This window comes from Hydrogenophaga intermedia (assembly GCF_023715105.1).
Taxonomy (GTDB): domain Bacteria; phylum Pseudomonadota; class Gammaproteobacteria; order Burkholderiales; family Burkholderiaceae_C; genus Hydrogenophaga; species Hydrogenophaga intermedia_A.
On the sequence record NZ_JAMBNO010000001.1, the window covers coordinates 248,020 to 273,246 of the forward strand.

The following is a 25,227-nucleotide window of genomic DNA, read 5'->3' on the forward strand; positions in this document are numbered from 1 at the left end:
GGCGTGTGGCCTCTGTGGTTGAATACTGGTTTTGCTTTTTTCTGTTGAATCGAGGAATTGCCATGGGCAACAAGATCGTCACCGAGGCCGACCGCAAGGCCACCCCGCGTCCCACCCCCGCCAAAGGCGCGGTGATTCCCACGGCCGGCCGTGGCCAGCGCGTGAGCCTGGAGCGTGGCGTGGCCACGCGCAGCAAGAAGAACCCGGGCAAGCGCGCTCACAGCGGCTGACCAAGCCCACCCCCGCCGCGCTGCGCGCGACCCCTGCAAGGGCGGCGCCCGCGGCCCGGCGGAGCCGGTTCCGCGGCGCACCTTGGTTTGGTGCCTCGCGCTCCGACGAGCCCGCTTCGGCGGGTTTTTTTCATGGGAATGCCCTTCATGCAACGCCGTTTCCTGCTCATCGTCGCACTCGCCAGTACCGCAGGCATCGCCGCGGCGCAGGTGCCTCTGCGCGTGATCACGCACGATTCGTTCGATCTGCCGGCGCCTTTGCTGGCGCAGTTCGAGCGTGAGGCGGGCGTGAAGCTGCAACTGGTCAAGGGCGGTGATGCGGGCGAGCTGCTCAACCGGCTCATCCTCACGCGCGCCAACCCGATCGCCGACGTGGTGTTTGGCATCGACAACGCCTTGCTGCCACGTGCCATGCAGGCCGGCGTGCTGGACGCCTACGACGGCCCGTCGGCGCGGCGCGCCAGCGCCATGCCGATCGGCGACGCAGCGCAGACAGGCGTGGTGCCGGTGGACCACGGCTATGTGACGCTCAATGTCGACAAGGCCTGGTTCGCGCAGAAGGGGCTGGCATTGCCGGCCTCGCTGGACGATCTCACGCGGCCCGCCTACAAGGATCTGCTGGTGGTCCAGCACCCGGGTACCTCCAGTCCCGGTCAGGCCTTTCTGCAGGCCACCATCGGCGGCCTGGGCGAGGAGGCGGCCTTTGCCTGGTGGTCGCGCATGCGGGCCAACGGCGTGAAGGTGGCCAAGGGCTGGAGCGAGGCCTACTACACCGACTTCACGCGCAACGGCGGCACGCGGCCGATCGTGGTGAGCTACGCCACCAGCCCGGCGGCCGAGGTCTTCTACAGCAAGACGCCGCTCACCGAATCGCCCACCGCCAACCTGTTCCTGCGCGGGGGCGTGTACCGCCAGGTCGAGGGCGTGGCGCTCATCAAGGGCGGCAACCCGGCGGCGCGTGTGGCGGCGGGCCGCTTCATCGAATTCCTGCGTTCGGCGCCGGTGCAGCAGGCGCTGCAGACCAGCATGTGGATGTACCCGGCCGAACCCGGCGTCGCACTGGCCGAGGTGCTGCAGCGCCATGCCGCACAGCCCGCGCAGGTCGACAACCCACCCGCGGCGCAGGCCAGCGAGCGACTGCGCGCCTAGCAGGACCGCTGGGTACGCACGGTGCTGCGCTGAGACGCGCCAACGCCATGCGCTTCGCCCTGAGCGCGCTGCCCCTGGGTTTTCTGCTGTTGCTGGCGGTGGCGCCGGTGGCGCGTCTGCTGGCCGAAGGCTGGGGCACGGCAGACCTGGGATTCTGGGCGCTCTGGAGCGATGCCTACCTGCGTGGCCGCGTGCTGTGGTCACTCGCCCAGGCGGCGCTGAGCACGCTGGCCTGCCTGCTGATCGGCGTGCCGCTGGCCTGGGTGTTTGCGCGGCTCGACTTCCCGGGCCGTGCCCTCGTGCTGCGCGCGCTCATGCTTCCCTTTGTCGTGCCCACGCTGGTGGCCGCGATGGGCGTGCTGGCCTTGTTCGGTCCGCGCGGGCTGCTCGGCATCGACGGCTCGGGCACGCCCTGGCTGCTGATCGCCGGCAACGTGTTCTTCAACCTGTGCCTGGTGGTGCGCGCGGGCGTGGACGCGCTCGAACACGTGAGTGCTTCGCGCCTGGCCGCCGCGCGCACCCTGGGCGCGACGCCCTGGCGCGCCTTCCGGCGCGTGGAGTGGCCCGCCATACGGCCCTGGCTCGCGTCGGCGGCTTGTCTGGTGTTCCTCTATTGCCTCAGCGGTTTCGGCCTGGCCCTGGTGCTGGGCGGCCAGCGCTGGGCCACGGCAGAGGTCGAGATCTACACGCTGGTGGCGCACGAGCTCGCACTCGGCCAGGCCGGTGTGCTGGCGGTGTGGATGCTGCTGCTCAACGGTGCGGTGGCGCTGGCCTACGCGGCCATCGAGCAGCGCCTGGCCACGCCCGCGCGCGCCGATACGCTGGCGCGCCGCGCGCCACGCGGCGCACGCGAGTGGCTGGCGGTGGCGGTTGCGCTGGGCGTGCTGGGCCTGATTGCGGGCGCGCCGCTGTTGGCCATTGCCGCGCGCGCATGGCCTGCGCTGGCCGACGGCACGGCCTGGGCCGTGTTGCGCGAACCGATCACCTTGCAAGCCCTGCTCAACACGCTGCGCTTTTCCGGCATGGCCTTGCTGCTTGCGCTGCTCATGGGGGTGCTGCACGCGGTGTCGGCACATGCGCTGCGCGGCTGGGGTGTCGTGTGGCGCGCCGCCGCGTTTCTGCCGTTCGTGGTGTCGCCCGTCACCGTGGCCTTCGGGCTGCTGCTGCTCTACCCGCAGTGGACGGCGAGCCTGCCCTTGCTGGTGGCCGCCTATGCCCTCGTGGCCTACCCGTTCATCACCAAGGCGCTGGCGGCGGCGCTCGATGCGCTGCCGCCGCATCTGGCGCAGGCCGCGGCCACACTGGGCGCGTCACCCGTGCGTGTGTTTACGCGCGTCACCCTTCCGCTGGTGTGGCCCGCGCTGCGCCGTGGCAGCGCCTTCGCCGCAGCCACCATGCTGGGCGAGTTCGCGGTCTCGTTGTTTCTGTCGCGGCCTGAATGGGTCACGCTCACCACGTTGATCCATCAGCGCCTGGGCCGCCCCCGCGAGGCCAACCTCCAGGCCGCGCTGGTGCTGGCCGCGCTGTTGATGGCGCTGGCGCTCGCGGCATTCCTGTTGATCGACGGCGTTGGCCGCCGCCACCACCACCACCACCATGCTCGAACTGCGTGACATCGCCCTGCGCTGGGATCACCGGCCCCTGCTGGATGGCGTGAACCTGCGCGTGGGCGCCGGGCAGACGGTGGCGCTGCTGGGCGCCTCGGGCAGTGGCAAGAGCACGCTGCTCAAGCTCGTGGCTGGCATCGAGTCGCCCGAGCGCGGCAGCGTGCTCTTCGACGGCGAGGACATCACGCGCACGCCGCCGCACCGCCGCGGCTTTGCGCTCATGTTCCAGGATTTCGCGCTGTTTCCGCACCTGGACGTGCAGGACAACGTGGCCTTCGGCCTGGTGGAGCAGGGCGTGCCGCGTGCCGCCGCACGGGAGCGTGCGCGCGACATGCTGCAACGCTTCGGCCTTGGCGCCCTCGTGCGCTCGCGCGTGACCACGCTGTCGGGGGGCGAGCAGCAACGCGTGGCGCTGGCGCGCGCGCTCATCACGCGGCCGCGCGCGCTGTTGCTTGACGAACCCTTTTCGGCACTGGATGCCGTGCTGCGCGAGCAACTCCGGTCCGAGTTCCGCGAACGCATCGCCGAAGCCGGCATCGCCGCCATCCTGGTGACGCACGACGAGGCCGAGGCACGCGCCATGGCGCAGCACGGCTGGGCGCTTGAGGGCGGGATGCTGCACCCGCTCTGGTGACCTACGATCGCGGCTTCAACCCCACGGGAGCACGCACATGGGCTGGTTTTCCAAAGCGCCGCAAGGCTTCTTCCTCAGCACCACGCAGCCGCCGGGCGTCGAGCGCGCGCAGATGCTGGGCGTGGTGCATGGCGAAGCCATCATCGGTGCCAACATCTTTCGCGATCTGTTCTCGTCCGTGCGCGACGTGGTGGGCGGCCGTGCCGGCGGCTATGAGCGCGCGCTGTCGGGTGCGCGCGACGCCGCGCTCGAGGACCTCATCGAATCCGCGCGCGAGCTCGGCGCCAACGGCGTCATCGGCATCGACTTCGATTACGAGGTGCTGGGCGAGACCAACGGGATGATGATGGTCGCGGTCAGCGGCACGGCGGTGAAGCTCTGAGCGCCTGAGCGTTCAGGTCTCGATCTGCATGGCCGGGCGCGCCTGCACCCGCGCCAGCCAGGCCTGCACGTGGCGGTGCCTGGACACCGGTGCGTCGAGGTAGGCGCTGTAGCCGATCACCGAGCCCACCGACAGGTCCACCAGCGAATACGCGTCGCCCAGCATCCACGGCTGTGTCGCCAGACGGGCGTCGAGCACGGCCAGCAACTGGTCCAGTGCCGCACTGGCCGCGCTGCCGTGCGCGTCGTGCGGCGTGCCCAGGTCGCGCGCGGCCTGCAGGCGCACCAGCTGTGCGCCGTAGGTCACGTAGGCCCATGTACACCACGAGAACGCCTGCAGTTGCGCGGGTGTGCCGGCCTCGGGCCACAGGCCGCGCGCCACGCCATGGCGTTCGCCGAGCCACAGTTCCATGGCCAGGGCCTCGAACATGGGCGCACCGTCCACCGTCATCGTGGGCACCTTGCCGTTGGGGTTGAGCGCCAGGTATTCGGGGCGGCGTTGTTCGCCCCGCGTGATGTCGATCTTCACGCGCTCGTGCGGCAAACCGAGCTCGGCGAGGGCGCAGGCGATCGGGGTGGCGCTGGACATGGGGTGCCAGTACAGGACGAGGGACATGGTGGGCTCCTGAAAGTGGGGGAATCGGGCCCGACACCGTGTCGAGCGCGTGCCATCACTGTGCTGTCCATTGCGGACAGATTCGGCCCTTCATACGAGGTAGAGTGCGGAGCATGTTGTCCTCTTCTTCCCGACTGCTGCGTGTGCTGTCGTTGCTGCAGGCGCGCCGCCATTGGGCCGGCTCCGAGTTGGCCGAGCGGCTGCAGGTGCACCCGCGCACCTTGCGCCGCGACATCGACCGTCTGCGCCAGTTGGGCTACCCCATCCAGGCCAGCAGCGGCGTGGCCGGTGGCTACGCCTTCCGCGCCGGCCAGGCCTTGCCCCCGCTGCTGCTGGACGACGAAGAAGCGCAGGCCGTGGCCATCGCACTGCAGACCGCGGCGACAGGCACCGTCAGCGGGGTGGAGGAGGGCTCGCTGCGTGCGCTGGTGAAACTGGAGCAGGTGATGCCGCTGCGCTTGCGCCGGCGCATCGATGCGTTGCGCTCGGCCATCCTGCCGCTGGAGAACCTGCGCCCCACCGTCGACGCCGGCGTGCTGGCCACCCTGGCGCTGGCTTGCCGCGACCAGTTGTGCGTGGCGTTCGCCTACCGCGATGGTCGCGGCCAGGTCACGGCACGCCGTGTGGAGCCGCAGGGCATGGTGCACACCGGCAGCCGCTGGTACCTCGTGGCCTGGGACCCGGCGCGCACCGACTGGCGCACCTTCCGCATTGACCGCATCGACGGCGCACCGGCGCTGAGCGAGCATTTCGCCCCGCGCACGGGGCCCGGCGACGGTGACCTGCGCGCCTTCGTCTCGCGCTCGATCGGTGTCTCCGCCTTCACCGAGCAGGCGCGCGTCGTGCTGCACAAGCCTATCGAAGAAATGGCGCGGCAAATCCCGCCCACGGTCGCGCGGCTGGAGCGGCTCGACGACGCCCGGTGCGTGATGCACAGCGGCGCCAACCACCTCGAATCGCTGGCGTACTGGTTGCTGGCCCTGGAGGTCGAGTTCGACGTGCTGGAGCCACCCACGTTGAATGCCCTGCTGCAGAAGGCAACGCAGCGCGTGGCGCGCGCCCTGGCGCGCTCGGGCGTGGCGTCCTGAGCTTTAGCGCGCGCGCAACGCCTGCAGCAGCTTCTGCCCGGCGCGGCCATCGGGCGCCCAACCCAGGCGCTGCTGTTCAGCGCGCACCGCAGCGCGGGTCTTTTCGCCGAGCAGGCCGTCGATGGTGCCGATGTCGTGGTGACCGTTCACGATCAGCCAGGCCTGCAGTTCGCGGCGCTCGGCGCGCGAGAGGCCGGTATCGTCGGTGGGCCAGGGCGTGGTGAAGGGGCCGCCGCCGCGCAGTCGGTCGGCCAGGTGGGCGATGGCCAGCCCATAGCTTTCGGCCGCGTTGTAGCTGTAGATGGCGTCGAAGTTGCGCGTGACCAGGAAAGCCGGGCCTTGCACCCCGGCGGGCGTGAGCAGGCCCAGACTCAGGTCCTCCGGTACCGGGGAGCCATCGGCCAGGCGCACGCCGCGCGCACGCCATTCGGCGCTCGGGCGCTTGCTGCGTCGGCCTTCGCCGGCCACGCTGAAGCCCGCGGGCAGCTTCACCTCGAAGCCCCAGGGCAACTGGGGGCGCCAGCCCGCGCGCTGCAGGAAATGCGCGGTGGAGGCGAGCGCGTCGGCCGCGCTGTCGAACAGGTCGGCGCGGCCGTCGGCATCGAAGTCGACCGCGAGGCGCTCGAAGTTGCTTGGCATGAACTGCGTCTGGCCGAAGGCACCGGCCCACGAGCCGGTGAAACGCTCAGGGGCAAAGTGCCCCGCCTGCAGGATGCGCAGTGCGGCGAACAGTTCGGTGCGGAAGTAGGTCTGGCGCCGGCCGAAGCACGACAGCGTGGCCAGTGAGCGCACGATGGGCGTGCGGCCGAACCCCTGGCCGTAGTTGCTCTCCACGCCCCAGACGGCCACCACCGTGGCCGGGTCCACGCCGTAGCGCTGCTGCACACGCTGCAGCACCTCGGCGTGGGCCTGCAATCGCGCTGAGCCGTCGGTCACACGCTCCTCATCGACCAGGAAGGCCAGGTAGTCCCAGATCGGTGTCTTGAACTCGGGCTGCGCGTCGAGGTTCGCGACCACACCCATGTCGGGTTGCAGCGCCTCGGTGTGCGTGCGCCACGTGGGCTCGCTCACGCTTGCGGCCCGCGCCGCGGGGCGCAAGCCGTCGAGGCAGCGCGCGAATTCATCGGTCTGGGCCTGCGCGCCGAGCGCGACCACGAACAACAGGGAAGGCAGATATCGCATGCGGGAAGGAGGCGCCGTGCCCCCGAAAGTTCAGGCCAGCCAGGTGCTGCCGTGCTCGGGCACCATCGCCCGCCAGCCGAGCTGGTGTTCGATGCGCGCGCGCAGCGCGTCGGCAGCCTCCATGTCGCCATGGGTCACGAACACGCGGTGCGGTGGTTTGGACAGCTGCGTGAGCCAGGCCATGAGCTGATCGGCGTCGGCGTGCGCCGAGGCAGACGTGAGTTGCACCACCTCGGCGCGCACCGGCCACTCCTGCCCGAAGATGCGCAGCGACTGAGTGCCTTGCGCCAGGTGCGCACCGCGCGTGCCGGGCGCCTGGTAGCCGGTGAGCACGACCATGTTGCGGTGGTCGCCCAGGTATTGGGTGAGGTGGTGCAGCACGCGACCACCGGTGGCCATGCCGCTGGCGGCCAGCACCACCTTGGGCCCGTGCTGGCGCGCAATGGCCTTGGAATGCTCCACGCTCGTGACCAGCCGCGCCACGCGCTCCATGTCGCGGCACTGCGCGGCGTTCAGGCGGTGTTCGCTGACGTGGCGTTCGTAGAGTTCGGTTGTCTCCACCGCCATCGGGCTGTCCAGGTAGACCGGCAGCCCGTGCGGCAGATCGCCCCGCGCCTTGAGCTGCCCGATCGCATGCAGCAGCGCTTGCGCACGGCCGACGGCGAACACCGGCACCACGGCCGTGCCACCGCGCGCAGCCAGCCGTGTGAGGGCCGGACCAAGTTCGGCCAGCACGTCTTCTTTCGGGTGGACGCGGTCCCCGTAGGTGGACTCGCAGACCACCACGTCGGCCTGCGGCGGCGGCTCGGGCGCGAGCATGAGCGCGTCGTCGGGCCGGCCCAGGTCGCCCGAGAACAGCAGGCGCCGTCCGCCGACTTCGATCAGCACGCTGGTGGCACCGAGGATGTGCCCAGCGTTCGTCAGCCGTGCCTGCCAGCCGCGCAGCGGCTCGAAGGTTTCGTGCAGGCGCACTGTGCGCAACTGCTTGAGGCTCGTGCGGGCATCGGCCTCGGTGTAGAGCGGCAGGGCGGGGTGGTGCTTGCTGAAGCCCTTGCGGTTGGCGTACTCCGCTTCCTCTTCCTGCAGGTGCCCGCTGTCGGGCAACAGGATCTGACACAGGTCGCGCGTGGCCGCCGTGCACCAGGCCTTGCCACGAAAGCCCTCTTTCACCAGCAGCGGGAAGTGGCCGCTGTGGTCGATGTGGGCATGCGTGAGCACCACGGCGCCGATCTGGCCCGGCACCACCGGAAGCGGGTCGCGGTTGCGCAGCCGCAACTGCTTGTAGCCCTGGAACAGCCCGCAATCCACGAGCAGGCGCTGGCCGTCGTGTTCGACCAGGTACTTCGAGCCGGTGACGGTGCCGGCACCACCGAGGAATCGGATGTGCACACTCATGCAGGGCATCTTAGCCGCCGTTCTCCCGTGCGGTCGGCGCAATGCATGTGGGGGGGTATCGCGACACGGTTTGTGTCCGAATGGCGGTTTACCCACCTTTCAGGAGTCCCCAGTGAAGTTGCTCATGTTCTGCGCCCTGCTGATCACACTCGGTGGTGCCCGGGCCCAGGCCCCGGACACCCCGATCGCGTTTCTGGCCGGCCGCCCCATCCTGTCCAGCCAGGTCAAGGGAAGCACCGACCAGGCACGCGCCAATCGACTGGGTGAAATGGTGGTGGGTCCGGCTGTGCAGGCCTATCTGGCACAACACCGGCAGGCGTGGGAGGTGACGGAGTCGGACATTCGCGCCTACATCGAGGCCGAACGCCAGCACGCCCGATGCCGGCCCGCGGAGCAAGAAGCCATCCCGCCCGAGCACAAGCGTGAGTTCGCGCGCATGGCTCTGTCTTCGCTGAAGGTGCAGCGGTTCATTTACGAACGTCACGGCGGCGGACGGTTGCGGTTCCAGCAAATGGGCGTCGAAGCCTTCGACGCCATGCAACGGTTGATCCTCGACCTGGAACGCCGCGGGGCGTTTGCCATCCCCGATCCAGCGCTGCGCGAGCGCGTGCTGGGGTATTACCTGGAACCACGCGGGCCGCTGATGGACGATCCGGGCTTTGACAAGGCGTTGCGGATCGAGCAGCTGTTCGATTCGCCTTGCCCGGCACGTTGATCACCGCGCGAGCGGTGGTGGGTGCCGCGGGGCACGGGCCTCAGGCCAGCGCGGCGTCAAGCCAGAGCATGAACACGAATCCTGCGAGCAGGGTGGCACTGGCCGCCCCTTCGTGGCCGTTGCGGTGGGTTTCCGGAATGATCTCGTGGCTGATCACGAACAGCATCGCGCCGGCCGCCAGCGCCAGGCCCAGCGGGTAGAACGCCGGCAGGCTGCCCAGCACGGCCAGGCCCAGCAGAGCGCCCAGTGGTTCGGCCAGGCCGGTCAGTGCGGCCACCCCCCAGGACTGGAACACGCCCAGGCCCAGTGTGCGCAGGGCCATGGCCACGATCAGACCCTCCGGCATGTTCTGCAAGCCGATGGCCAATGCCACGGCGGTGCCGTCTTGCACGGCGTCGGCGGAGGCCGGGCCAGCGTATGCCGCGCCCACCGCCAGTCCTTCGGGCACGTTGTGGATCATCAGCGCAAGCACCATCAACCAGGCGCGCTGGGCGGCAGCGCCCGCCGGTGTGCGGGTCCGGGTGTGGCCGGATGCGGCCGGCGGCAACACCGCGTGCTCGTGCGGCAGGGCACGGTCGATGACCAGCATCAGGCCCATGCCCAACGCTAACCCCATGCCCGTGAGCAGGGCAGCTGCGCCGCCTTTGCCGACCAGCACCTCGCTGGCCGCCAGCGACGGTAGCAACAATGCGAACACCGTGGCGGCGAGCATCACGCCGGCCGAGAAGGCCAGGAAGGCCGACTCCTGCCGCTTGCTCAGCCTTTGCACGGCGAAGACCGGCAGCGCGCCCACCGCGGTGGCCAGGGCCGCCAACAGGGATGCCTGCAGGCCTGCGACGAGCGCACTGCCGCCCTCGACGGCCATCCACCACGTCCGGGTGGGCGCCCAGAACGTGGAGGCGGCGGCCACGCCGGCCAACAGGAGCAGGCCGGCTGCCAAGGCGAGCAGTGCGCGGCGCAGGGCATTTGCCGGCAGCGGGAAGTCCCATGGCTGCAAGGCATCCCACGCGGGCTGGATCTGGCGGAGCAGGGTGGTCATGGATGGGTTGTATCGAAGTTGACTGATAGTTTGTCAAAAACTATCAAAAGGGTCCAATCGATGTCGGCAATCGACGGCATAGCGCGATGCGATCCGTCGGACGAAAAAAAAGGAGCCATTGGCTCCCTTCTTGTTGACCGGCTCGCCCGATCAGAGCGAGTCGATGAAGCTGCGCAGCTTGTCGCTGCGGCTGGGGTGCTTGAGCTTGCGCACCGCCTTGCTCTCGATCTGGCGGATGCGCTCGCGCGTGACGTCGAACTGCTTGCCCACTTCTTCCAGCGTGTGGTCGGTGGACATCTCGATGCCGAAGCGCATGCGCAGCACCTTGGCTTCACGCGGCGTGAGGCTGTCGAGGATTTCCTTCACCACCTCGCGCAGGCCGGCCTGCATGGCGGCCTCGATCGGGGCGGTGTTGGTGGTGTCCTCGATGAAGTCGCCCAGGTGCGAATCGTCGTCGTCGCCGATGGGGGTTTCCATCGAGATCGGCTCCTTGGCGATCTTCATGATCTTGCGGATCTTGTCCTCGGGCATCTCCATCTTCTCGGCCAGGATGGACGCATCGGGCTCGAAGCCGAACTCCTGCAGGTGCTGGCGGCTGATGCGGTTCATCTTGTTGATGGTCTCGATCATGTGCACCGGGATACGGATGGTGCGCGCCTGGTCGGCGATCGAGCGCGTGATGGCCTGACGGATCCACCACGTGGCGTAGGTCGAGAATTTGTAGCCGCGGCGGTATTCGAACTTGTCCACCGCCTTCATCAGGCCGATGTTGCCTTCCTGGATCAGGTCGAGGAACTGCAGGCCGCGGTTGGTGTACTTCTTCGCGATCGAGATCACCAGGCGCAGGTTGGCCTCGATCATTTCCTTCTTGGCATCGCGCGAGGAAGCCTCGCCGTTGTTCATGCGCTTGTGGATGTCCTTCAGGTGATCGATGGGCACCACCACGCTGTTCTGGATGTCGATCAGGCCTTGCTGGAGTTCCTGCACCGGCGGGATGTTGCGCTCGAGTACCACGCTCCAGGGTTTGCCCGCGGCGGCCTGTTTCTCCACCCACTTGAGGTTGAGCAGGTTGGGCGGGAAGTCCTTGATGAAGGTTTCCTGTGGCATGCCGCACTTGTCCACGATGATGCGGCGCAGCTCGCGCTCCTTCTTGCGGATCTCGTCGACCTGGCTGCGCACGGTGCTGCACAGCTTCTCGATCGCCTTGGCCGTGAAGCGGATGGTCATCAGCTTCTCGGTCAGGGCATGCTGGGTCTTGACGTAGGTCGGGCTGCCGTAGCCTTCCTTGTCGTAAGACTTGTGCAGCTTCTCGAACATGACGCGCATGGCGTCGAAGCGCTCCAGCGCCTCGCGCTTGAGTTCTTCGAGCTTGCGGGTGAGCGCCTTGGAGCCGCCCTTGCCGTCGTCGTCGTCGGCTTCGTCGTAGTCGTCGAAGTCTTCCTCGGCCACGTAGTCGTCGGCTTCGTCGGCGTCGGCAAAGCCGTCCACCACGGTGGAGATGACGACCTTGCCCTCGCGGATTTCCTCGGCCATGGCCAGGATCTCGGCGATGGTCGCGGGCGACTCGCTGATCGCCTCCATCATGCTGTGCAGGCCACCCTCGATGCGCTTGGCGATCTCGATCTCGCCTTCGCGGGTGAGCAGCTCCACCGTGCCCATCTCGCGCATGTACATGCGCACCGGGTCGGTGGTGCGGCCGAATTCGCTGTCCACGGTGGACAGGGCGGCTTCGGCTTCCTCTTCCGCTTCCTCTTCGGTGGCAGCGGTGGGGCCGGTGTTGTTGAGCAGCAGGGTTTCCGCGTCGGGCGTCTGTTCGTAGACAGCCACGCCCATGTCGTTGAGCAGCGAGACCACCACTTCCAGCGTCTCGGCCTCGACCAGCTTGTCCGGCAGGTGGTCGTTGATCTCGCCGTGCGTGAGGTAGCCGCGCGTCTTGCCAAGCTTGATCAGGGTCTTGAGGCGTTCGCGGCGGGCACGGGCTTCTTCTTCGGACAGGATGGTTTCATCCAGACCGAATTCCTTCATCAGCGCGCGTTCCTTCGCCTTGCTGATCTTCATGCGCAGCGGCTTGGCCTTTTCGGCCGGCTGCGCTTCGTCAACCACCACCTCTTCGGGAAGCTCTTCGCCGAGGTCGCCGTCCTCGAGATCGGCCAGGTCGTCACCCAGGTCGTCTTCTTCCTTCGCGGCGGCCTTGCCGGGCTTGCGCCCGCGCTTGGCGGCGGGTTTTTCGGCCGCAGCCGCGGCCTTGGCCGGGCGGCCGGGCTTCTTCTTCGCGGGCACCGCGTCGTCGAGCAGTTCTTCGGCCAGCGCTTCGGGCTTGGCCTTCTTCGCGGTGCTGCTGGCGGTGGTCTTGGCGGCCGGGGCCTTCTTGGCCGGGGCTGCCTTCGCGGCTGCCTTGGTGGGGGTCTTGGTCGTCACTGCGGGGGCTTTCTTGGGGGAAGCCGCCGGCTTGGCTTTCACGGGAGCGGCCTTCTTGGCGGGGGCTTTGGACGCAGCGGACGCACTGGCTTTCTTCGCGGGCATGGGAACCTCAAAAAAATCAACGAACGGACCGGCAGAACGAGCTAGCCGCCAGAAGGCCCCCAGTTGGGGCCGAACCGGAGGATTTGAAGAGCACACGAACCCACCGAGCGCCGGTGCGGGCGGGCCTGCAAGCTGTGGGGGCGAACATTTGGTGTGCAGTCCTTGCGGGTTTCCGCGCGCCCCCTCGGGGGAGGAAGGCGGGGTGGCCAGGAGGGTGATCCATGTAGCCCCTGCGTAGGGGCCGGGCCGGTGCCGGAGGTGCTGCTGTCGCGCTTGCGGTGCAACCGTGGATTATACCGTTGAGGGTCGATCCGGTGAATCAGGCCTGTGCCTTGGGCCGTTGGGCCAACAACAGCGCCTGCTGCCTGCGGCTGAGCTCGTAGAGCCGTTCCATGCGTTGCGGGTCGGACGCCGGCAGCTGGCTGGCCTTGCCGATCTCGTCGGCAATGGCGTCGAGATGGATCGCCGTCATCAGACGGCGCAGGTCGTCCTCGCCAAGTTCCTCGATCTCGTACGTCTGGCCGCTGGGTTGCAGGTGGTCCAGACCGATCAGGCGGCCCGCCAGCTCCGCAAAAGGCTGGCCCTCGACGCCCAGTTGCAGCACGGCCCAGGGCTCTGCGCCGTGTTCGTTGAAGCGCACGTCGATCCAGGAGAACAGGTCGCCGTGGGGCGACTGGAGCTCGCACAGCACGTGGTGGTCGTCGTTCGTCAGGAGGTCCCAGGTGGCGGAATTGCGCAGTGCGGACTGGGCGATGTGCTCGGCCATGGCGATGGACTTCGGTTTGATCGCGTGGCGCGCCCCGGCGCCGTAGGCGCGCTGCTTGTAGCGGGACTCGGTGCCGCGCCCGCCGCGGATCGCGGGCTTGTTGTCCTTGGCCGAGATTCCCCAGAGCTCAGGCAGATCGTGCGCGTCGAGTTGCGCCTTGTCGGCCAGCACGCCCATGAGCTGGCGTTTCAAGGCGCCCTCGGGCAACGCCTTCCAGAGTGGACCGGCGTTGCTGATCATGCGCGAGCGGCCTTCCATGGTCGCCATGTCGCAGCCGTCGGCGGCGGCCTCGACCACGAACTCGCTCAGCAGCACCGCCTGGCGCACGAAGCGCGCGAAGGCCTCGGTGCCGTGCTCGCGGATGTAGCTGTCCGGGTCGTGCTCGGCCGGCAGGAAGAGAAACTTCACGCTGCGCGTGTCGTTGGCCAGCGGCAGGGCGGCGTCGAGCGCCTTGCGCGCGGCACGCCGGCCGGCGGCGTCGCCATCGAAGCTGAACACCACCGCCTCGGTGAAGCGAAAGAGTTTCTGCACGTGCTCGGGCGTGCAGGCCGTACCCAGCGTGGCCACCGCGTTGCCGAAGCCAAGCTGCGCGAGCGCCACCACGTCCATGTAGCCCTCGGTGACGAGCGCATAGCCGTGCTGGCGGATCGCGGTGCGCGCCTCGAACAGGCCGTAGAGCTCGCGACCCTTGCTGAACACCGGCGTTTCGGGCGAATTCAGGTACTTGGGCTCGCCCTTGTCGAGCACGCGCCCGCCAAAGCCGATGCACTCGCCCTTGACGTTGCGGATCGGGAACATGATCCGGTCGCGGAAGCGGTCGTAGCGCCGGGCCTGGCCGTTCTGGTCCTTCTCGTCGGCGTGCTCGATCACCAGACCCGATTCGGTGAGCAGGTTCGAGCTGTAGTCGGGAAACACGCTGGCGAGGTGGCGCCAACCCTCGGGCGCGTAGCCCAGGCCGAAGACCTTGGCGATCTGGCCCGACAGGCCTCGGCGCTTGAGGTAGTCGATGGCGCGCGGCGAGCCCTTGAGTTCCTTCTGATAAGCACCGGCGGCCTTCTCGAGCACTTCGGTCAGCGTGGCTTGCTGCTGTCGCTGCTGTGCGGCGCGCTCGCGCTCTTGTGGCGAGCTGTCCTCCTCGGGCACCTGCAAGCCGACCTGCGAGGCGAGTTCCTTCACCGCCTCGACAAAGCCCATGCCCGTGTGCTCCATGAGGAAACCGATGGCGTTGCCGTTCGCGCCGCAACCGAAGCAGTGATAGAACTGCTTGGACGGACTGACGCTGAAGGACGGCGACTTCTCGCCGTGGAATGGGCACAGCCCCATGAAGTTGGCGCCGCCCTTCTTGAGCTGCACGTAGCGGCCCACCACGTCGACCACGTCGACGCGGCTGAGCAGTTCCTGGATGAAGCTCTGGGGGATGGCCATGGAGAGGGAGGCTAGCTTACCCCGCCGGTGGCCCCGGATCAGTTGCCCGCGACGACGCCCTCACGCCGAGGATCGGCGCCGCCCAGCCAGCGACCCCCGCGGCGCACCAGGGCCTGGGCACCACTTGTCATGTCGTCCTGTTGCACCGTGTGCCCCAAGGCCTGCAATGCCTGCACGGTGGCGGGCGGGAAGCGCTCTTTTTCCAGGAGCAGCGGGCCCCCCAGGGTCCCGAAGTTGGGCAGGTCAAGCGCGGCCTGCGGGTGCAGGCCCCAGTGCAGCACCCCCCACAGCGCCTTGGCGGTGTAGTGGATGATCAGCGCCCCGCCGGGGCTGCCGGCGCTCATGATCGGTGCACCGGTGTGCGCGTCGAACACCAGCGTGGGGGCCATTGACGAGCGCGGTCGCTTGCCCGGCTGCACGCGGTTGGCGATCGGCCGGCCTTCGGCGTCGGTGGGGGCAAAGCTGAAGTCGGTGAGTTGGTTGTTGAGCAGGAATCCACCCGGGCCGGACGGATCGGGGCTCACCATGAGCCGCGAGCCGAAGGCCGATTCGATGGTGGTCGTCATGGCCAGCACGTTCCCGTGAGCATCGACGATGCCGATGTGGCTGGTGCCAGCCTCCGGCTGCGCGGGCATGGGCGCGAAGGCCAGCGCCGCGCCGGCGGGCCGGCCCGGTTCCGCTTGCGGCATGCGCTGCCGTCCAATGAGATCGGCGCGCGCGTTGAGGTAATCCGCGTCGAGCAGGCTGCGCCAGTCGCCACCGGGGGCGGGCACGAAGTCCGGGTCGGCCACGTACAGTGCCCGGTCGGCAAAAGCCAGGCGCGAGGCCTCCGTGTAGGCGTGCAGCCAGTCGGCACCTGGCACGCCCTCGCGCAACGACGCCATGGCCTGCGGCGTGCGGGTGAGCAGGCCAAGGATCTGCCCGACCGCGATGCCGCCGGAGCTGGGCGGGGGAAAGCCGCACACCCGCAGCCAGCGTGCGCCAGCCCGCAGCGGGTGGCACAGGGCTTGCCGCTCGCGCGGCTGGTAGCGTCGCAGATCGTCTTGCGTGAGGGTGCCGGGCAGGGTGGGGTGGGCGCGCACCTTGTCCACCATGGCGCGTGCGATCGGGCCTTCGACCATCGCAAGTGGGCCGAGCGTGGCGATCTCGCGCAGCACCACCGCGAGCCCGGGGTTGCGCAGCACGTGTCCCACCGGGTGGGGCTTGCCATCGGCGCGGTAGAAATAGCGCCGCGCCTGTGGGTCGCGCGGCAGCACTGACTCGGCGGCTAACAGCGTGTGCAGCCTCGGGCTGACCGCGAAGCCGTTTTCGGCCAGCGCGATCGCGGGCTCGAACAGGCGGGCCCAGGGCAAGCGGCCATGGTGGCGGTGTGCGAGTGCCAGCATGTGGACTATCCCCGGAACGCCTACCGAGCGCCCGCTGGCGACTGCCTGGGCAAATGGCAAGGGCTTGCCCCCGGCGTCGAGAAACAGCCTCTCATCCACGGCGGCCGGCGCGGTTTCGCGCCCGTCGTAGGCCTGCGCGCGCCGGCCGTCCCAGTGCAGCAGAAAGGCGCCACCGCCAATGCCACTGGATTGCGGCTCCACCAGCGTGAGCACCATCTGCACCGCGATGGCCGCATCGACCGCGCTGCCGCCGTCGCGCAGAACCTGTGCGCCGGCCTGGGCCGCGAGCGGGTTGGCGGCCGCGACTGCCTGTCGCTCGAATGACCAGCCGGGCTTGGCCTGCAGCCCGGACGGCGCTTCCGGCTGTGGGGGGGCCGTGACGGGCTGGGCACAACCCGCGAGCCAGGTGCTCAGTGCACAGGCGAGGGTCAAGGCCGCGAAGGGGTGGTACTTCATGGTGGCGTGTCGATGGTCGCAAACGGCAGTGCTCCGACGATACCCCCGCGGGTCTGTGTCGGGGGCGTGCCCGACCATGGCGATCCGTTCGGAAGGAAAGGAAGGGCCATGGAGCATATCGAGATGGCGCCAGAAGCGCGCCCCCAGGGCGAGGTTGGCGCAAGCGCGCGCTGGCCCGTCAGCGTGGCGGGGGGCGTGGCCGTGATCACGCTGGCCTTGTGCTTGCTGGGCTATGGCTATGCGCTGGCCATCGAATCACGATTCGGCATCGCACAGGCGCACGTGCCGGCCTCGCCGCTGGACTATCTGAGCCTGGCGGGTCACGTGATTGCGCAACTGCTGTTGCACGCGCTGAAGAACCTGGGCTCACCGCGTACCTGGTGGGTTGTCTATGCCAGCGCCTGGCCATGGGTGCTGGCCACGCTGGTCGCCATCTGGGCCTTCGTGGCCGTCGTGCGCTGGCCGAAGTTGCGGCCGCTGCGTCGCCGCACAGCCATCGGGGCCGGACGATTCACGAAGCACATCCGTGCGCGCTGGCGGACGTCACGCCTGACGTGGGCAGGCGTCGTGTTGTCTCTGCTGGTGTCGGTCGCGCCCTTCATTGCCACGGCCATGCTCTGGTTTGTGCTGGCAACTGGCTTGAGTGCGATGGCGATGTTGCCGCTGCTGGGGCTTCACCTGGGGCGCGACGCCCTGCAACGCTGGGTCGTCGAACCGGCGCGTTGCGCGCCGCAGGTGACGCGCGAGCAGCGGCTGCAACCGGAGCACCGACGGCTTGGTCAGGAGCCTGTCGCGCTCTGCGTCGCGGTACGCGGCTTGCCCGGTGGTGTGATCAAGGGCCGCCTGGTGGCCGCAACGTCTCAAGTGGCCGTGCTGTTCGACCCTTCGTCTGGCACGGTCTGGCGCGTGCCGGTGAGCGGGGCCACTCTCGAGCCGGTGGCCTCGCTCGATTGATCGCTCAGCGCGGGGCGAGACGGATCGCGCCGTCGAGGCGGATCACCTCGCCGTTGAGCATGTCGTTCTCGATGATGTGCTTCGCCAGCTTCGCGTAGTCCGCCGGCGTGCCCAGACGGCTGGGGAAGGGCACGCTGGCCGCGAGTGCGTCCTGCACCTCCTGCGGCATGCCGAACAGCATGGGCGTGCCGAAGATGCCGGGGGCGATCGTCATGTTGCGGATGCCGTTGCGCGCCAGGTCGCGCGCGATCGGCAGCGTCATGCCCACCACACCGCCCTTGGACGCCGCGTAGGCGGCCTGGCCGATCTGGCCGTCGTAGGCGGCCACGCTGGCGGTGCTGATCATCACGCCGCGCTCGCCCGTCGCCTCGGGCTCGTTCTTGCACATGGCCTCGGCCGCCAGGCGGATCATGTTGAAGCTGCCCACCAGGTTGACCATGATGGTCTTGGTGTAGACGGCCAGCGAGTGCGCGCCGTTTTTGCCCACGGTCTTCTCGGCCGGTGCGATGCCCGCGCAGTTGACCAGGCCCATCAGCTTGCCCATGGACACGGCCTTGGCCACCACGGCCTGACCGTCCGCTTCGCTGCTCACGTCGCACTTCACGAACACGCCACCGATGTCCTTGGCCACGGCCTCGCCCTTGTCGGCCTGCATGTCGGCGATCACCACCTTGCCGCCATTGGCTGCCAGCATGCGCGCCGTGCCTTCACCCAGGCCCGATGCGCCGCCGGTGACGATGAATACCTTGCCTGCAATGTCCATGCTTGTGCTCCTGAGGTGGCGCGTCGCGCGCCTTTGACGTTGACGTAAACGTCAATTATGACCTTGCGGCCGGTGCGATACCAGCATGACAGTCACGCCGTTGTCATGTGAGGGTGGGAAACTGGGGTTTTGCGTGCGCGCATGGGACCATGTTTGCATCCTCCGACGACCTTTTTCGCCGTGTCAGTGACGACCTGCTGGACGGCTACGACGAAGAACTCGAAATGGAGATCGAGGACCGCGATCTCCACGAAGAAGTTGATGCGGCAGAGGCGGCGCGCCGTCGTGATGACCGGCGCACCTACTTTCGCGAGCTGTTCCGGCTTCAGGCCGAGCTGGTGAAGCTGCAGGACTGGGTGGTGCACACCGGCCACAAGCTGGTGGTGGTGTTCGAGGGGCGCGACGCCGCCGGCAAGGGCGGCGTGATCAAACGCATCACGCAGCGCTTGAACCCGCGCGTGTGCCGCGTGGTGGCCCTGCCCGCACCGAATGATCGCGAACGCACCCAGTGGTACTTCCAGCGTTATGTGACGCACCTGCCCGCGGGTGGCGAGATCGTGCTGTTCGACCGCAGCTGGTACAACCGTGCCGGCGTCGAGCGTGTGATGGGCTTTTGCGTCGACGCGCAGGTGGAGGCGTTCTTTCGCACCGTGCCCGAGTTCGAGAAGATGCTGGTGAACTCCGGCATCCAGCTCGTGAAGTACTGGTTCTCGATCTCCGACGAAGAACAGGAAGCGCGATTCCTGGGCCGCATTCACGACCCGCTCAAGCAGTGGAAGCTCAGCCCGATGGACCTGGAGAGCCGGCGTCGCTGGGAGCTCTACACCAAGGCCAAGGAGGAGATGCTCGCGCGCACGAACATCCCCGAATCACCCTGGTGGGTGGTGCCGGCCGACGACAAGAAGAAGGCACGCCTGAACTGCATTCACCATTTGCTGTCACGCATCCCGTACCACGAGGTCGAGCGCCCGGGCATCACCTTGCCCGAGCGCATCCGCCACGAGGGCTACCGCCGCCACCAGGTGCCGGGAGAAATCTACGTGCCATCTGTTTACTGACGCACAAACAAGAAGGCCCGCTCGCGCGGGCCTTCGTCATGTGCCTGTGGTGTTCACTTGAAGCCCACGCGGTCAAGCATTTGCTGAACCTTCGTGAGGTTCTTCGCCACCGACGCCAGCGGCACCGTCTCGGGTTTGAAGTCGTCCCCGCCCATGGCCTTGAGGGCGGCGTTGTCCACCTTCACGCCCTTGGCGGCCGCGAACTCGTTGTTGCCGTTGGCAAAGTAGTCCTGCGCGAAGGGGCTGGCCAGGAATTCCATGAACTGGATCGCGTTGTCGCGGTTCTTCGCGTGCTTCGCCACCGCAGCGCCCGCGATGTTCACGTGCGTGCCGCTGGTGCTCTGGTTCGGGAACACCACGCGCACCTTCTCGGTCACGGCGCGGTCTTCCGGCTTGTTCGACTTGAGCAGTCGCGCGAAGTAGTAGCTGTTGGTCAGTGCCACGCCGCATTCGCCGCTGGCCACGGCCTTGATCTGGTCGGTGTCGCCGCCCTTGGGTGCGCGCGCCATGTTGTCCACCACACCCTTGAGCCAGGCCTCGCCCTTTTGCTCGCCCAGGCGCTCGACCACCGTGGCAAACAACGACAGGTTGTAGGGGTGCGAGCCCGAGCGGGTGCACACCAGACCCTTGAGCTTGGGGTCGGCCAGTTGCTCGTAGGTGGCGACGTCGGCGGCCTTCACGCGGGTCGGGTCGTACACGATGACGCGGGCGCGGGTGGAGAAACCGGTCCAGGTCACGCCGTCGGGGGTGGCCGCGGCGCGCAGGTTGGCGGGGATGGCTGCGTCCAGCTTGGCGGACTTGATCGGCTGGAACAGGCCTTGCGAATCCGCAACGGCCAGTCGCGCGGCGTCGACCAGCATCACCACGTCGGCCGGCGAGGCCGCGCCCTCGGCGCGCAGGCGCGCCAGGATGCCTGCGTCGTCCGCGTCCACGCGGTTGATCTTGATGCCGGTGGTGCGGGTGAAGGCTTCGTACATGCCCTCGTCCGACTGGTAGTGACGGGCCGAGTAGAGGTTGAGCACCTTGTCCTGGGCCTGGGCGGTGGTGGCACACAGGGCCGCTGCGGCCACGAGGCCAAGGGTGAGGCGGCGGGAGACGTTCATGAGGAGATCTCTCGAAGTTGAAGTCACGAAAGGGGGCGGTTGCTTTGGGACAATCCGGCATCCGGTCATCTCAGCAGGTTTATGCTAACAGAAGCGAGAATGGTTCTCACTAAGTATCTTGGTCGCATGGGGGGGCTTTGTGTCCTTGCCCTGGTCATGGCGCTGGCGGGCTGCGCGAGCCTCGCCCCCGAAACCCCCGCCACGCCGCAGACACCGGCGGTCACACCCCCGGACCCGCCGCCGGTACTTACGCGACCGCCCCGGCTGGGCCTCGCCCTGGGGGGTGGCGCCGCGCGCGGTTTTGCGCACATCGGGGTGATCCAGGAGCTGGAGCGGGTGGGCATCCGCCCCGACCTGGTGGTCGGGACATCGGCGGGCAGCCTCGTTGCCGCGCTGTACGCCAGCGGCAAACCCGGCAGCGAACTCGAACGCCTGGCCCTGCAGATGCACGAGGCCGAGATCGCCGACTGGTCGCTGCCGATCCTCGGGCGTGGTCTGCTGCGCGGCGAGGCGCTCACGCGCTACGTGCGTCGCGCCGTCGATGGACGGCTGATCGAGAACATGGCGCTGCCGCTGGGTGTGCTGGCGACCGACCTCAAGACCGGGCGCGGCGTCCTGTTCCGCCGGGGCGACACCGCCCTGGCGGTGCGCGCATCCAGCGCGGTGCCCGGGGTGTTCTCGCCGGTGAAGATCGGCGATACCGAGTTCGTGGACGGCGGCCTGGTGGCGCCCGTGCCGGTGCGCCAGGCGCGAGAGATGGGGGCCGAGGTGGTGCTGGCCATCGACATCTCCAGCGTGCCCGAGGCCAACAGCGCCAGCGGAGGTCTGCAGGTGCTGCTGCAAACCTTCGCCATCATGGGGCAGAGCATCAACCGCCACGAACTCACCGGTGCCGATCTGGTGGTGCATCCGGCGCTCGACGGGATGGGTGGTGCGGACTTCTCAGTGCGCCAGCGAGCCATCGACGCGGGCCGCCAGGCCATGCGCGCGGCCATGCCGCAGCTGCTGGCGCTCATGGCGCGCCGCGTTCCGTTCTGACGCCGGCCAAAAAAAAGCCCTCACCGCAGGGCTAGCCGTTCCATAAAGGAGTTGCTAAGCGAACAGACTAGGCGGAAATCTTCAGCTGATTCAAGCACTTAGCGCCGGACTTGTCCGGCGCTTTTTCTTGGTCAGCAGTGGGCTCTCTAAGTCGTTGTCCTGCAATGAAAAACGACCACCGAAGTGGTCGTTATCAACCCCTTAACCGAACGGCTAGCACCGCAGGGGGGGGAGGGCTTTGAAGGGTCCGATGAAACCGAATTTCGAAGGGGACCCGAGGAGACAACCAGAAAAACCGGGGGCGCAGGCCTTGGACCGAAGGTTAAGCCTGCGCCGTGGATTCAATTGTGGGCGCTCGATGAAAAGTCAAGTCCCACGATCAGCGGCACGAAGTGCGTGGTTTTCAGCGCTTCTTCGTGGCCGTCTTGGTGGCGTTGACGGCGCTGGCCGTCACCGTGTTGAAGTTGGCTTCGGCCATTTCGGTGGCTTGCTTCACGGCCTTGTGCACCGATTCCATGGCGTTGTTGGCGGCAGACACGGCGCTCTTCATCACGGCCACAGCGGTTTCGGAACCGGCAGGGGCGTTCTTGGAGGCGTTGTCGACCACGGCCATGAATTTCTTCTGGGCGTCGGCGGCGGTGGCTTCGGCGGCCTTGCTGAACTCGGCGCTGGTGCCCGACGCGATGTCGTACAGGTGACGGCTGTAGGCCACCGACTTCTCGGCCAGGGGCTGCATCAGGCTGGCTTGCAGGTTCAGCAGTTCCTGGGCGTCCTTGACGCTCAGCAGGGCCTGGGTGTTGTTGGCGGACTCGGCCAGGGCAGCCTTGGTGGCTTGCAGGTTGAGTTCGACCAGTTTTTCGACGCCTTCGAAGGCTTTCTGGGTCAGACCGAAGAGGGTCTCGATCTGGGATTTCTGGGCGGAAATGATTTGTTCGGCGGTCAGCATGTCAGTACTCCTGAAGGGTGGATGAAGGGATGCGGTTCACGGTTGCGGCGTGGACACTTGCGGGCTCTTCCGTCCTCTTGTGCATGATTTGCTGCGCTGCAACATGGTTCGAATTATAGGGATCGTTCGCCGGTGCGCAAGCGTTTTTTGCTGCGTTGCAACATTCTAGGCGTGCGGTTCTAAATCCGGGGCGCGAGCCTCTGGCTTCAAGCGCTTGCCACAATCGCTGCCCTATTTCGGGGCCTGGCCTTTGCGCGCTTACTACGCTGACCATTTCGTGCTTCCCCTGCCCAGCGGGCACCGCTTTCCGATGGGCAAGTACGCGCGTCTGCGCGAGCGACTGACGGGTGAATTGCCCGCCGTCGAGTTGCACGAAGCCCTGCCTGCCAGCGACGGCGAACTGGCCCTGGTGCACACGCCCGCCTATGTGGACGCCATTGCCCAGGGCACGTTGGCGCCGGCGCTCCAGCGCGAGATCGGCTTCCCCTGGAGTCCTGCCATGGCCGAGCGCGCGCGCCGTTCGGTGGGTGCCACTCTGCAGGCGGCGCGGCACGTGATGGCGCAGCGCGGCGGCCTCGCGGCCAACCTGGCGGGCGGCACCCACCATGCGTATGCCGACAAGGGCGGCGGGTTCTGCGTGTTCAACGACTTTGCCGTGGCGGCGCGTCTGATGCAGGCGGAGCACGCGCGGCGCCACGGTGGCCGCGCGCCGTTGCAGGTCGCCATCGTTGACCTCGACGTACACCAGGGCAACGGCACGGCCCGCATCTTTGCCAACGACGCCAGCGTGTTCACGCTGTCGCTGCACGGGGCCAAGAACTTCCCGTTCCGCAAGGAGCCGAGCGACATCGACGTGGAAATGCCGGACGGCACGCGCGATGACGACTACCTGCACGCGCTTGACCTTGCGCTCGACGAGCTCGAGCGCCGTTTCGAGCCCGGGCTGGTGCTGTATCTGGCGGGTGCCGATCCTCACGAAGGCGATCGGCTCGGGCGCCTGAAGCTGAGCTTTGACGGCCTGGAGGCGCGCGACCGGCGCGTGATGGACTGGGCCTGGCGGCGTGGCCTGCCGCTGGTGTTCGCCATGGGCGGGGGCTACGGGCATGACCTTGAAGCCACGGTGCAGGTACAGGTGAACACCTACCGCACGGCGCTGGCGTTCGAGCAGCGCTGGCAGGCGGCAGCACGCGCCGCGGCGACAGCGCCCACCGGCATGCGCTGGCACAATGCCCGCCCATGACCGCGACCGCACCGGCCCCACGCCCGACCCCGCGGCCCCGCAGCGACTACCGCGCCTTTCGCGCCATCACCACCCGCTGGGCCGACAACGACGTCTACGGGCACGTCAACAACGTCGTCTACTACAGCTGGTTCGACACGGCCGTCAACGCGCACCTCATCGAAGCCGGTGCGCTCGACATCCACACCGGCAGCGTGATCGGTCTGGTGGTGCAGACGCAGTGCCACTACTTCGCGCCCCTGGCCTTCCCGCAGACGGTGTGGGCCGGCATCCGCGTCGCGCATCTGGGCAGCTCCAGCGTGCGCTACGAGGTCGGCCTGTTCGCCGATGGCGCCGACAGCACCGCCGCGCATGGCCATTTCGTGCACGTCTATGTGGATCGCCACACCCGCCGGCCGGTGGCGCTGCCGCCCGCTTTCAAGAACGTTCTGGAGACCCTGCGATGAACCTTGCCGAGACCGTGATCGACCCCGCGAGCGTGGACGCCGCGATCACCACCCGCATGTCGATGCGCGCCTTCCTGCCCACCCCGGTGCCGCGCGAGACGATCGAGCACATCCTGGACGTGGCACGCCGCGCCCCGTCGGGCACCAACACGCAGCCCTGGAAGGTGTATGTGTTGCAGAACGCCGCGCGCGACGAACTGGTGGCCAAGGTTTGCGCGGCACACGAGGCCATCTACGCCAACCCCGCGCTTGCTGCCGAGTACCGTGAGGAATACGACTACTACCCCGAGAAATGGGTCAGCCCCTACATCGACCGTCGACGCGAGAACGGCTGGGGTCTCTATGGCCTGCTCGGCATCCAGAAGGGCGAGAAGGACAAGATGCACGCGCAGCACCAGCGCAACTTCAAGCTGTTCGACGCGCCCGTGGGTCTGATGTTCACGCTTGACCGCGTGATGGGGCGCGGCTCGCTGGTGGACTACGGCATGTTCCTGCAGAACATCATGGTCGCGGCGCGCGGCCAGGGCCTGCACACCTGCCCGCAGGCGGCATGGAACGGTTTCGCGAAGATCATCCTGCCCCACATCGGCGCCGGGCCCGACGAGATGCTGGTCTGCGGCATGGCCCTGGGCTACGCCGACCCTGACGCGCCGGTCAACGGCTTTCACACGCCTCGCGAGCCCGTGTCCGCTTTCACGCACTGGCTCGGCTGAACCCTTCAACACCACAGGAGACGACCATGATCACCACCCCCAGCGGCCTGCAGTACGAAGACACCACGCTCGGTCAGGGCGATGAAGCCCGCGCCGGCCGCCCGGTGCAGGTGCACTACACCGGCTGGCTCTACCAGGACGGCGTGGCCGGCCGCAAGTTCGATTCCAGCAAGGACCGTGGCCAGCCGTTCGAATTCCCCCTCGGCATGGGCCACGTCATCCGCGGCTGGGACGAGGGCGTGCAAGGCATGAAGGTTGGCGGCACGCGCCGGCTGGTGATTCCGCCCGAGCTGGGTTACGGCGCGCGCGGCGCCGGCGGCGTGATCCCGCCCAACGCCACGCTGCTGTTCGAAGTCGACCTGCTCGCGGTGTGAA

General features: G+C 68.0%; 24 protein-coding genes. 14 read left to right on the forward strand and 10 right to left on the reverse strand.

The window, feature by feature from the left end; translation table 11 throughout:
• Window positions 1-62 precede the first annotated feature (62 nt).
• From M3149_RS01185 to M3149_RS01205, 5 genes are all read left to right on the forward strand, one after another.
• Complete coding sequence (locus M3149_RS01185) at window positions 63-230, forward strand: hypothetical protein (RefSeq protein WP_251707503.1); 168 nt, start codon at window positions 63-65, stop codon at window positions 228-230.
• A 147-nt stretch (window positions 231-377) separates the two neighbouring features.
• Window positions 378-1,379, forward strand: coding sequence for a thiamine ABC transporter substrate-binding protein (locus tag M3149_RS01190; RefSeq protein ID WP_251707504.1), 1,002 nt, complete (start codon window positions 378-380; stop codon window positions 1,377-1,379).
• A gap of 47 nt (window positions 1,380-1,426) precedes the next feature.
• Complete coding sequence (locus M3149_RS01195; protein WP_251707505.1) at window positions 1,427-2,992, forward strand: ABC transporter permease; 1,566 nt, start codon at window positions 1,427-1,429, stop codon at window positions 2,990-2,992.
• Complete coding sequence (locus M3149_RS01200; protein WP_251707506.1) at window positions 2,976-3,620, forward strand: ABC transporter ATP-binding protein; 645 nt, start codon at window positions 2,976-2,978, stop codon at window positions 3,618-3,620. Before M3149_RS01195 ends, M3149_RS01200 begins: the two co-directional genes overlap by 17 nt.
• Before the next feature lie 37 nt (window positions 3,621-3,657).
• A complete protein-coding gene (locus tag M3149_RS01205; protein WP_285886281.1) occupies window positions 3,658-4,002 on the forward strand; it encodes a heavy metal-binding domain-containing protein in 345 nt (114 codons plus the stop codon).
• A gap of 12 nt (window positions 4,003-4,014) precedes the next feature.
• On the opposite strand, the gene M3149_RS01210 is transcribed toward M3149_RS01205, so the two are convergent.
• Entirely contained in the window at window positions 4,015-4,617 is a 603-nt protein-coding gene (locus tag M3149_RS01210; RefSeq protein ID WP_251707507.1) for a glutathione S-transferase family protein, read from the reverse strand.
• A 113-nt stretch (window positions 4,618-4,730) separates the two neighbouring features.
• Between M3149_RS01210 and M3149_RS01215 the strand changes: the two genes are divergently transcribed.
• The gene (locus tag M3149_RS01215) at window positions 4,731-5,705 is read left to right on the forward strand and encodes a helix-turn-helix transcriptional regulator (protein WP_251707508.1); all 975 of its coding nucleotides are present in this window, start codon (window positions 4,731-4,733) and stop codon (window positions 5,703-5,705) included.
• A gap of 3 nt (window positions 5,706-5,708) precedes the next feature.
• Here the strand turns inward: M3149_RS01215 and M3149_RS01220 are convergent, their stop codons facing one another.
• Together M3149_RS01220 and M3149_RS01225 are read right to left on the reverse strand one after the other, a co-directional pair.
• Window positions 5,709-6,887: a lytic murein transglycosylase gene (locus M3149_RS01220; RefSeq protein ID WP_251707509.1), complete on the reverse strand. Its 1,179-nt coding sequence runs from the start codon at window positions 6,885-6,887 to the stop codon at window positions 5,709-5,711.
• 30 nt (window positions 6,888-6,917) lie between these two features.
• On the reverse strand, window positions 6,918-8,282 hold the full coding sequence (locus M3149_RS01225; protein ID WP_251707510.1) for an MBL fold metallo-hydrolase RNA specificity domain-containing protein: 1,365 nt from the start codon (window positions 8,280-8,282) through the stop codon (window positions 6,918-6,920).
• Window positions 8,283-8,394: 112 nt separating this feature from the next.
• On the opposite strand from M3149_RS01225, the gene M3149_RS01230 reads away from it, so the two are divergent.
• A complete protein-coding gene (locus M3149_RS01230; RefSeq protein WP_251707511.1) occupies window positions 8,395-8,997 on the forward strand; it encodes a hypothetical protein in 603 nt (200 codons plus the stop codon).
• Between the two features lie 40 nt (window positions 8,998-9,037).
• Here the strand turns inward: M3149_RS01230 and M3149_RS01235 are convergent, their stop codons facing one another.
• From M3149_RS01235 to M3149_RS01250, 4 genes are all read right to left on the reverse strand, one after another.
• The gene (locus tag M3149_RS01235; RefSeq protein WP_251707512.1) at window positions 9,038-10,036 is read right to left on the reverse strand and encodes a ZIP family metal transporter; all 999 of its coding nucleotides are present in this window, start codon (window positions 10,034-10,036) and stop codon (window positions 9,038-9,040) included.
• A 150-nt stretch (window positions 10,037-10,186) separates the two neighbouring features.
• Complete coding sequence (gene rpoD, locus M3149_RS01240; protein WP_251707513.1) at window positions 10,187-12,559, reverse strand: RNA polymerase sigma factor RpoD; 2,373 nt, start codon at window positions 12,557-12,559, stop codon at window positions 10,187-10,189.
• Window positions 12,560-12,878: 319 nt separating this feature from the next.
• On the reverse strand, window positions 12,879-14,750 hold the full coding sequence (dnaG, locus tag M3149_RS01245) for a DNA primase (protein WP_251707514.1): 1,872 nt from the start codon (window positions 14,748-14,750) through the stop codon (window positions 12,879-12,881).
• 38 nt (window positions 14,751-14,788) lie between these two features.
• Window positions 14,789-16,591, reverse strand: a complete 1,803-nt coding sequence (locus M3149_RS01250; RefSeq protein WP_251707515.1) for a gamma-glutamyltransferase family protein — start codon at window positions 16,589-16,591, stop codon at window positions 14,789-14,791.
• A 108-nt stretch (window positions 16,592-16,699) separates the two neighbouring features.
• Here M3149_RS01250 and M3149_RS01255 point away from each other — a divergent pair, with 108 nt between their 5' ends.
• A complete protein-coding gene (locus tag M3149_RS01255) occupies window positions 16,700-17,545 on the forward strand; it encodes a hypothetical protein (protein WP_251707516.1) in 846 nt (281 codons plus the stop codon).
• A gap of 4 nt (window positions 17,546-17,549) precedes the next feature.
• Here the strand turns inward: M3149_RS01255 and M3149_RS01260 are convergent, their stop codons facing one another.
• The gene (locus tag M3149_RS01260; protein ID WP_251707517.1) at window positions 17,550-18,308 is read right to left on the reverse strand and encodes a 3-hydroxyacyl-CoA dehydrogenase; all 759 of its coding nucleotides are present in this window, start codon (window positions 18,306-18,308) and stop codon (window positions 17,550-17,552) included.
• A gap of 149 nt (window positions 18,309-18,457) precedes the next feature.
• Here M3149_RS01260 and ppk2 point away from each other — a divergent pair, with 149 nt between their 5' ends.
• Window positions 18,458-19,366 carry a polyphosphate kinase 2 gene (gene ppk2 / locus M3149_RS01265; RefSeq protein WP_251707518.1) on the forward strand — a complete coding sequence of 303 codons (909 nt, stop codon included), beginning with the start codon at window positions 18,458-18,460 and terminating at the stop codon, window positions 19,364-19,366.
• A gap of 53 nt (window positions 19,367-19,419) precedes the next feature.
• Here ppk2 and M3149_RS01270 read toward each other — a convergent pair whose 3' ends face one another.
• Window positions 19,420-20,469, reverse strand: coding sequence for an extracellular solute-binding protein (locus M3149_RS01270; protein ID WP_251707519.1), 1,050 nt, complete (start codon window positions 20,467-20,469; stop codon window positions 19,420-19,422).
• Window positions 20,470-20,625: 156 nt separating this feature from the next.
• Here M3149_RS01270 and M3149_RS01275 point away from each other — a divergent pair, with 156 nt between their 5' ends.
• Window positions 20,626-21,507 carry a patatin-like phospholipase family protein gene (locus M3149_RS01275; RefSeq protein ID WP_251707520.1) on the forward strand — a complete coding sequence of 294 codons (882 nt, stop codon included), beginning with the start codon at window positions 20,626-20,628 and terminating at the stop codon, window positions 21,505-21,507.
• Window positions 21,508-21,910: 403 nt separating this feature from the next.
• Here the strand turns inward: M3149_RS01275 and M3149_RS01280 are convergent, their stop codons facing one another.
• Window positions 21,911-22,453: a phasin family protein gene (locus M3149_RS01280; protein WP_251707521.1), complete on the reverse strand. Its 543-nt coding sequence runs from the start codon at window positions 22,451-22,453 to the stop codon at window positions 21,911-21,913.
• 250 nt (window positions 22,454-22,703) lie between these two features.
• Here M3149_RS01280 and M3149_RS01285 point away from each other — a divergent pair, with 250 nt between their 5' ends.
• Genes M3149_RS01285 through M3149_RS01300 form a run of 4 tightly spaced genes read left to right on the forward strand, consistent with a single transcriptional unit; the run spans window position 22,704 to window position 25,226 of the window.
• Window positions 22,704-23,693 (forward strand): histone deacetylase family protein, encoded by a 990-nt coding sequence (locus M3149_RS01285; RefSeq protein WP_251707601.1) that lies wholly within the window; start codon window positions 22,704-22,706, stop codon window positions 23,691-23,693.
• Complete coding sequence (locus M3149_RS01290; protein ID WP_251707522.1) at window positions 23,690-24,139, forward strand: acyl-CoA thioesterase; 450 nt, start codon at window positions 23,690-23,692, stop codon at window positions 24,137-24,139. The genes M3149_RS01285 and M3149_RS01290 overlap by 4 nt, the downstream gene beginning before the upstream one ends.
• A complete protein-coding gene (locus M3149_RS01295; RefSeq protein ID WP_251707523.1) occupies window positions 24,136-24,852 on the forward strand; it encodes a nitroreductase in 717 nt (238 codons plus the stop codon). The genes M3149_RS01290 and M3149_RS01295 overlap by 4 nt, the downstream gene beginning before the upstream one ends.
• Before the next feature lie 26 nt (window positions 24,853-24,878).
• Entirely contained in the window at window positions 24,879-25,226 is a 348-nt protein-coding gene (locus M3149_RS01300; RefSeq protein WP_251707524.1) for an FKBP-type peptidyl-prolyl cis-trans isomerase, read from the forward strand.
• Window position 25,227 lies beyond the last annotated feature (1 nt).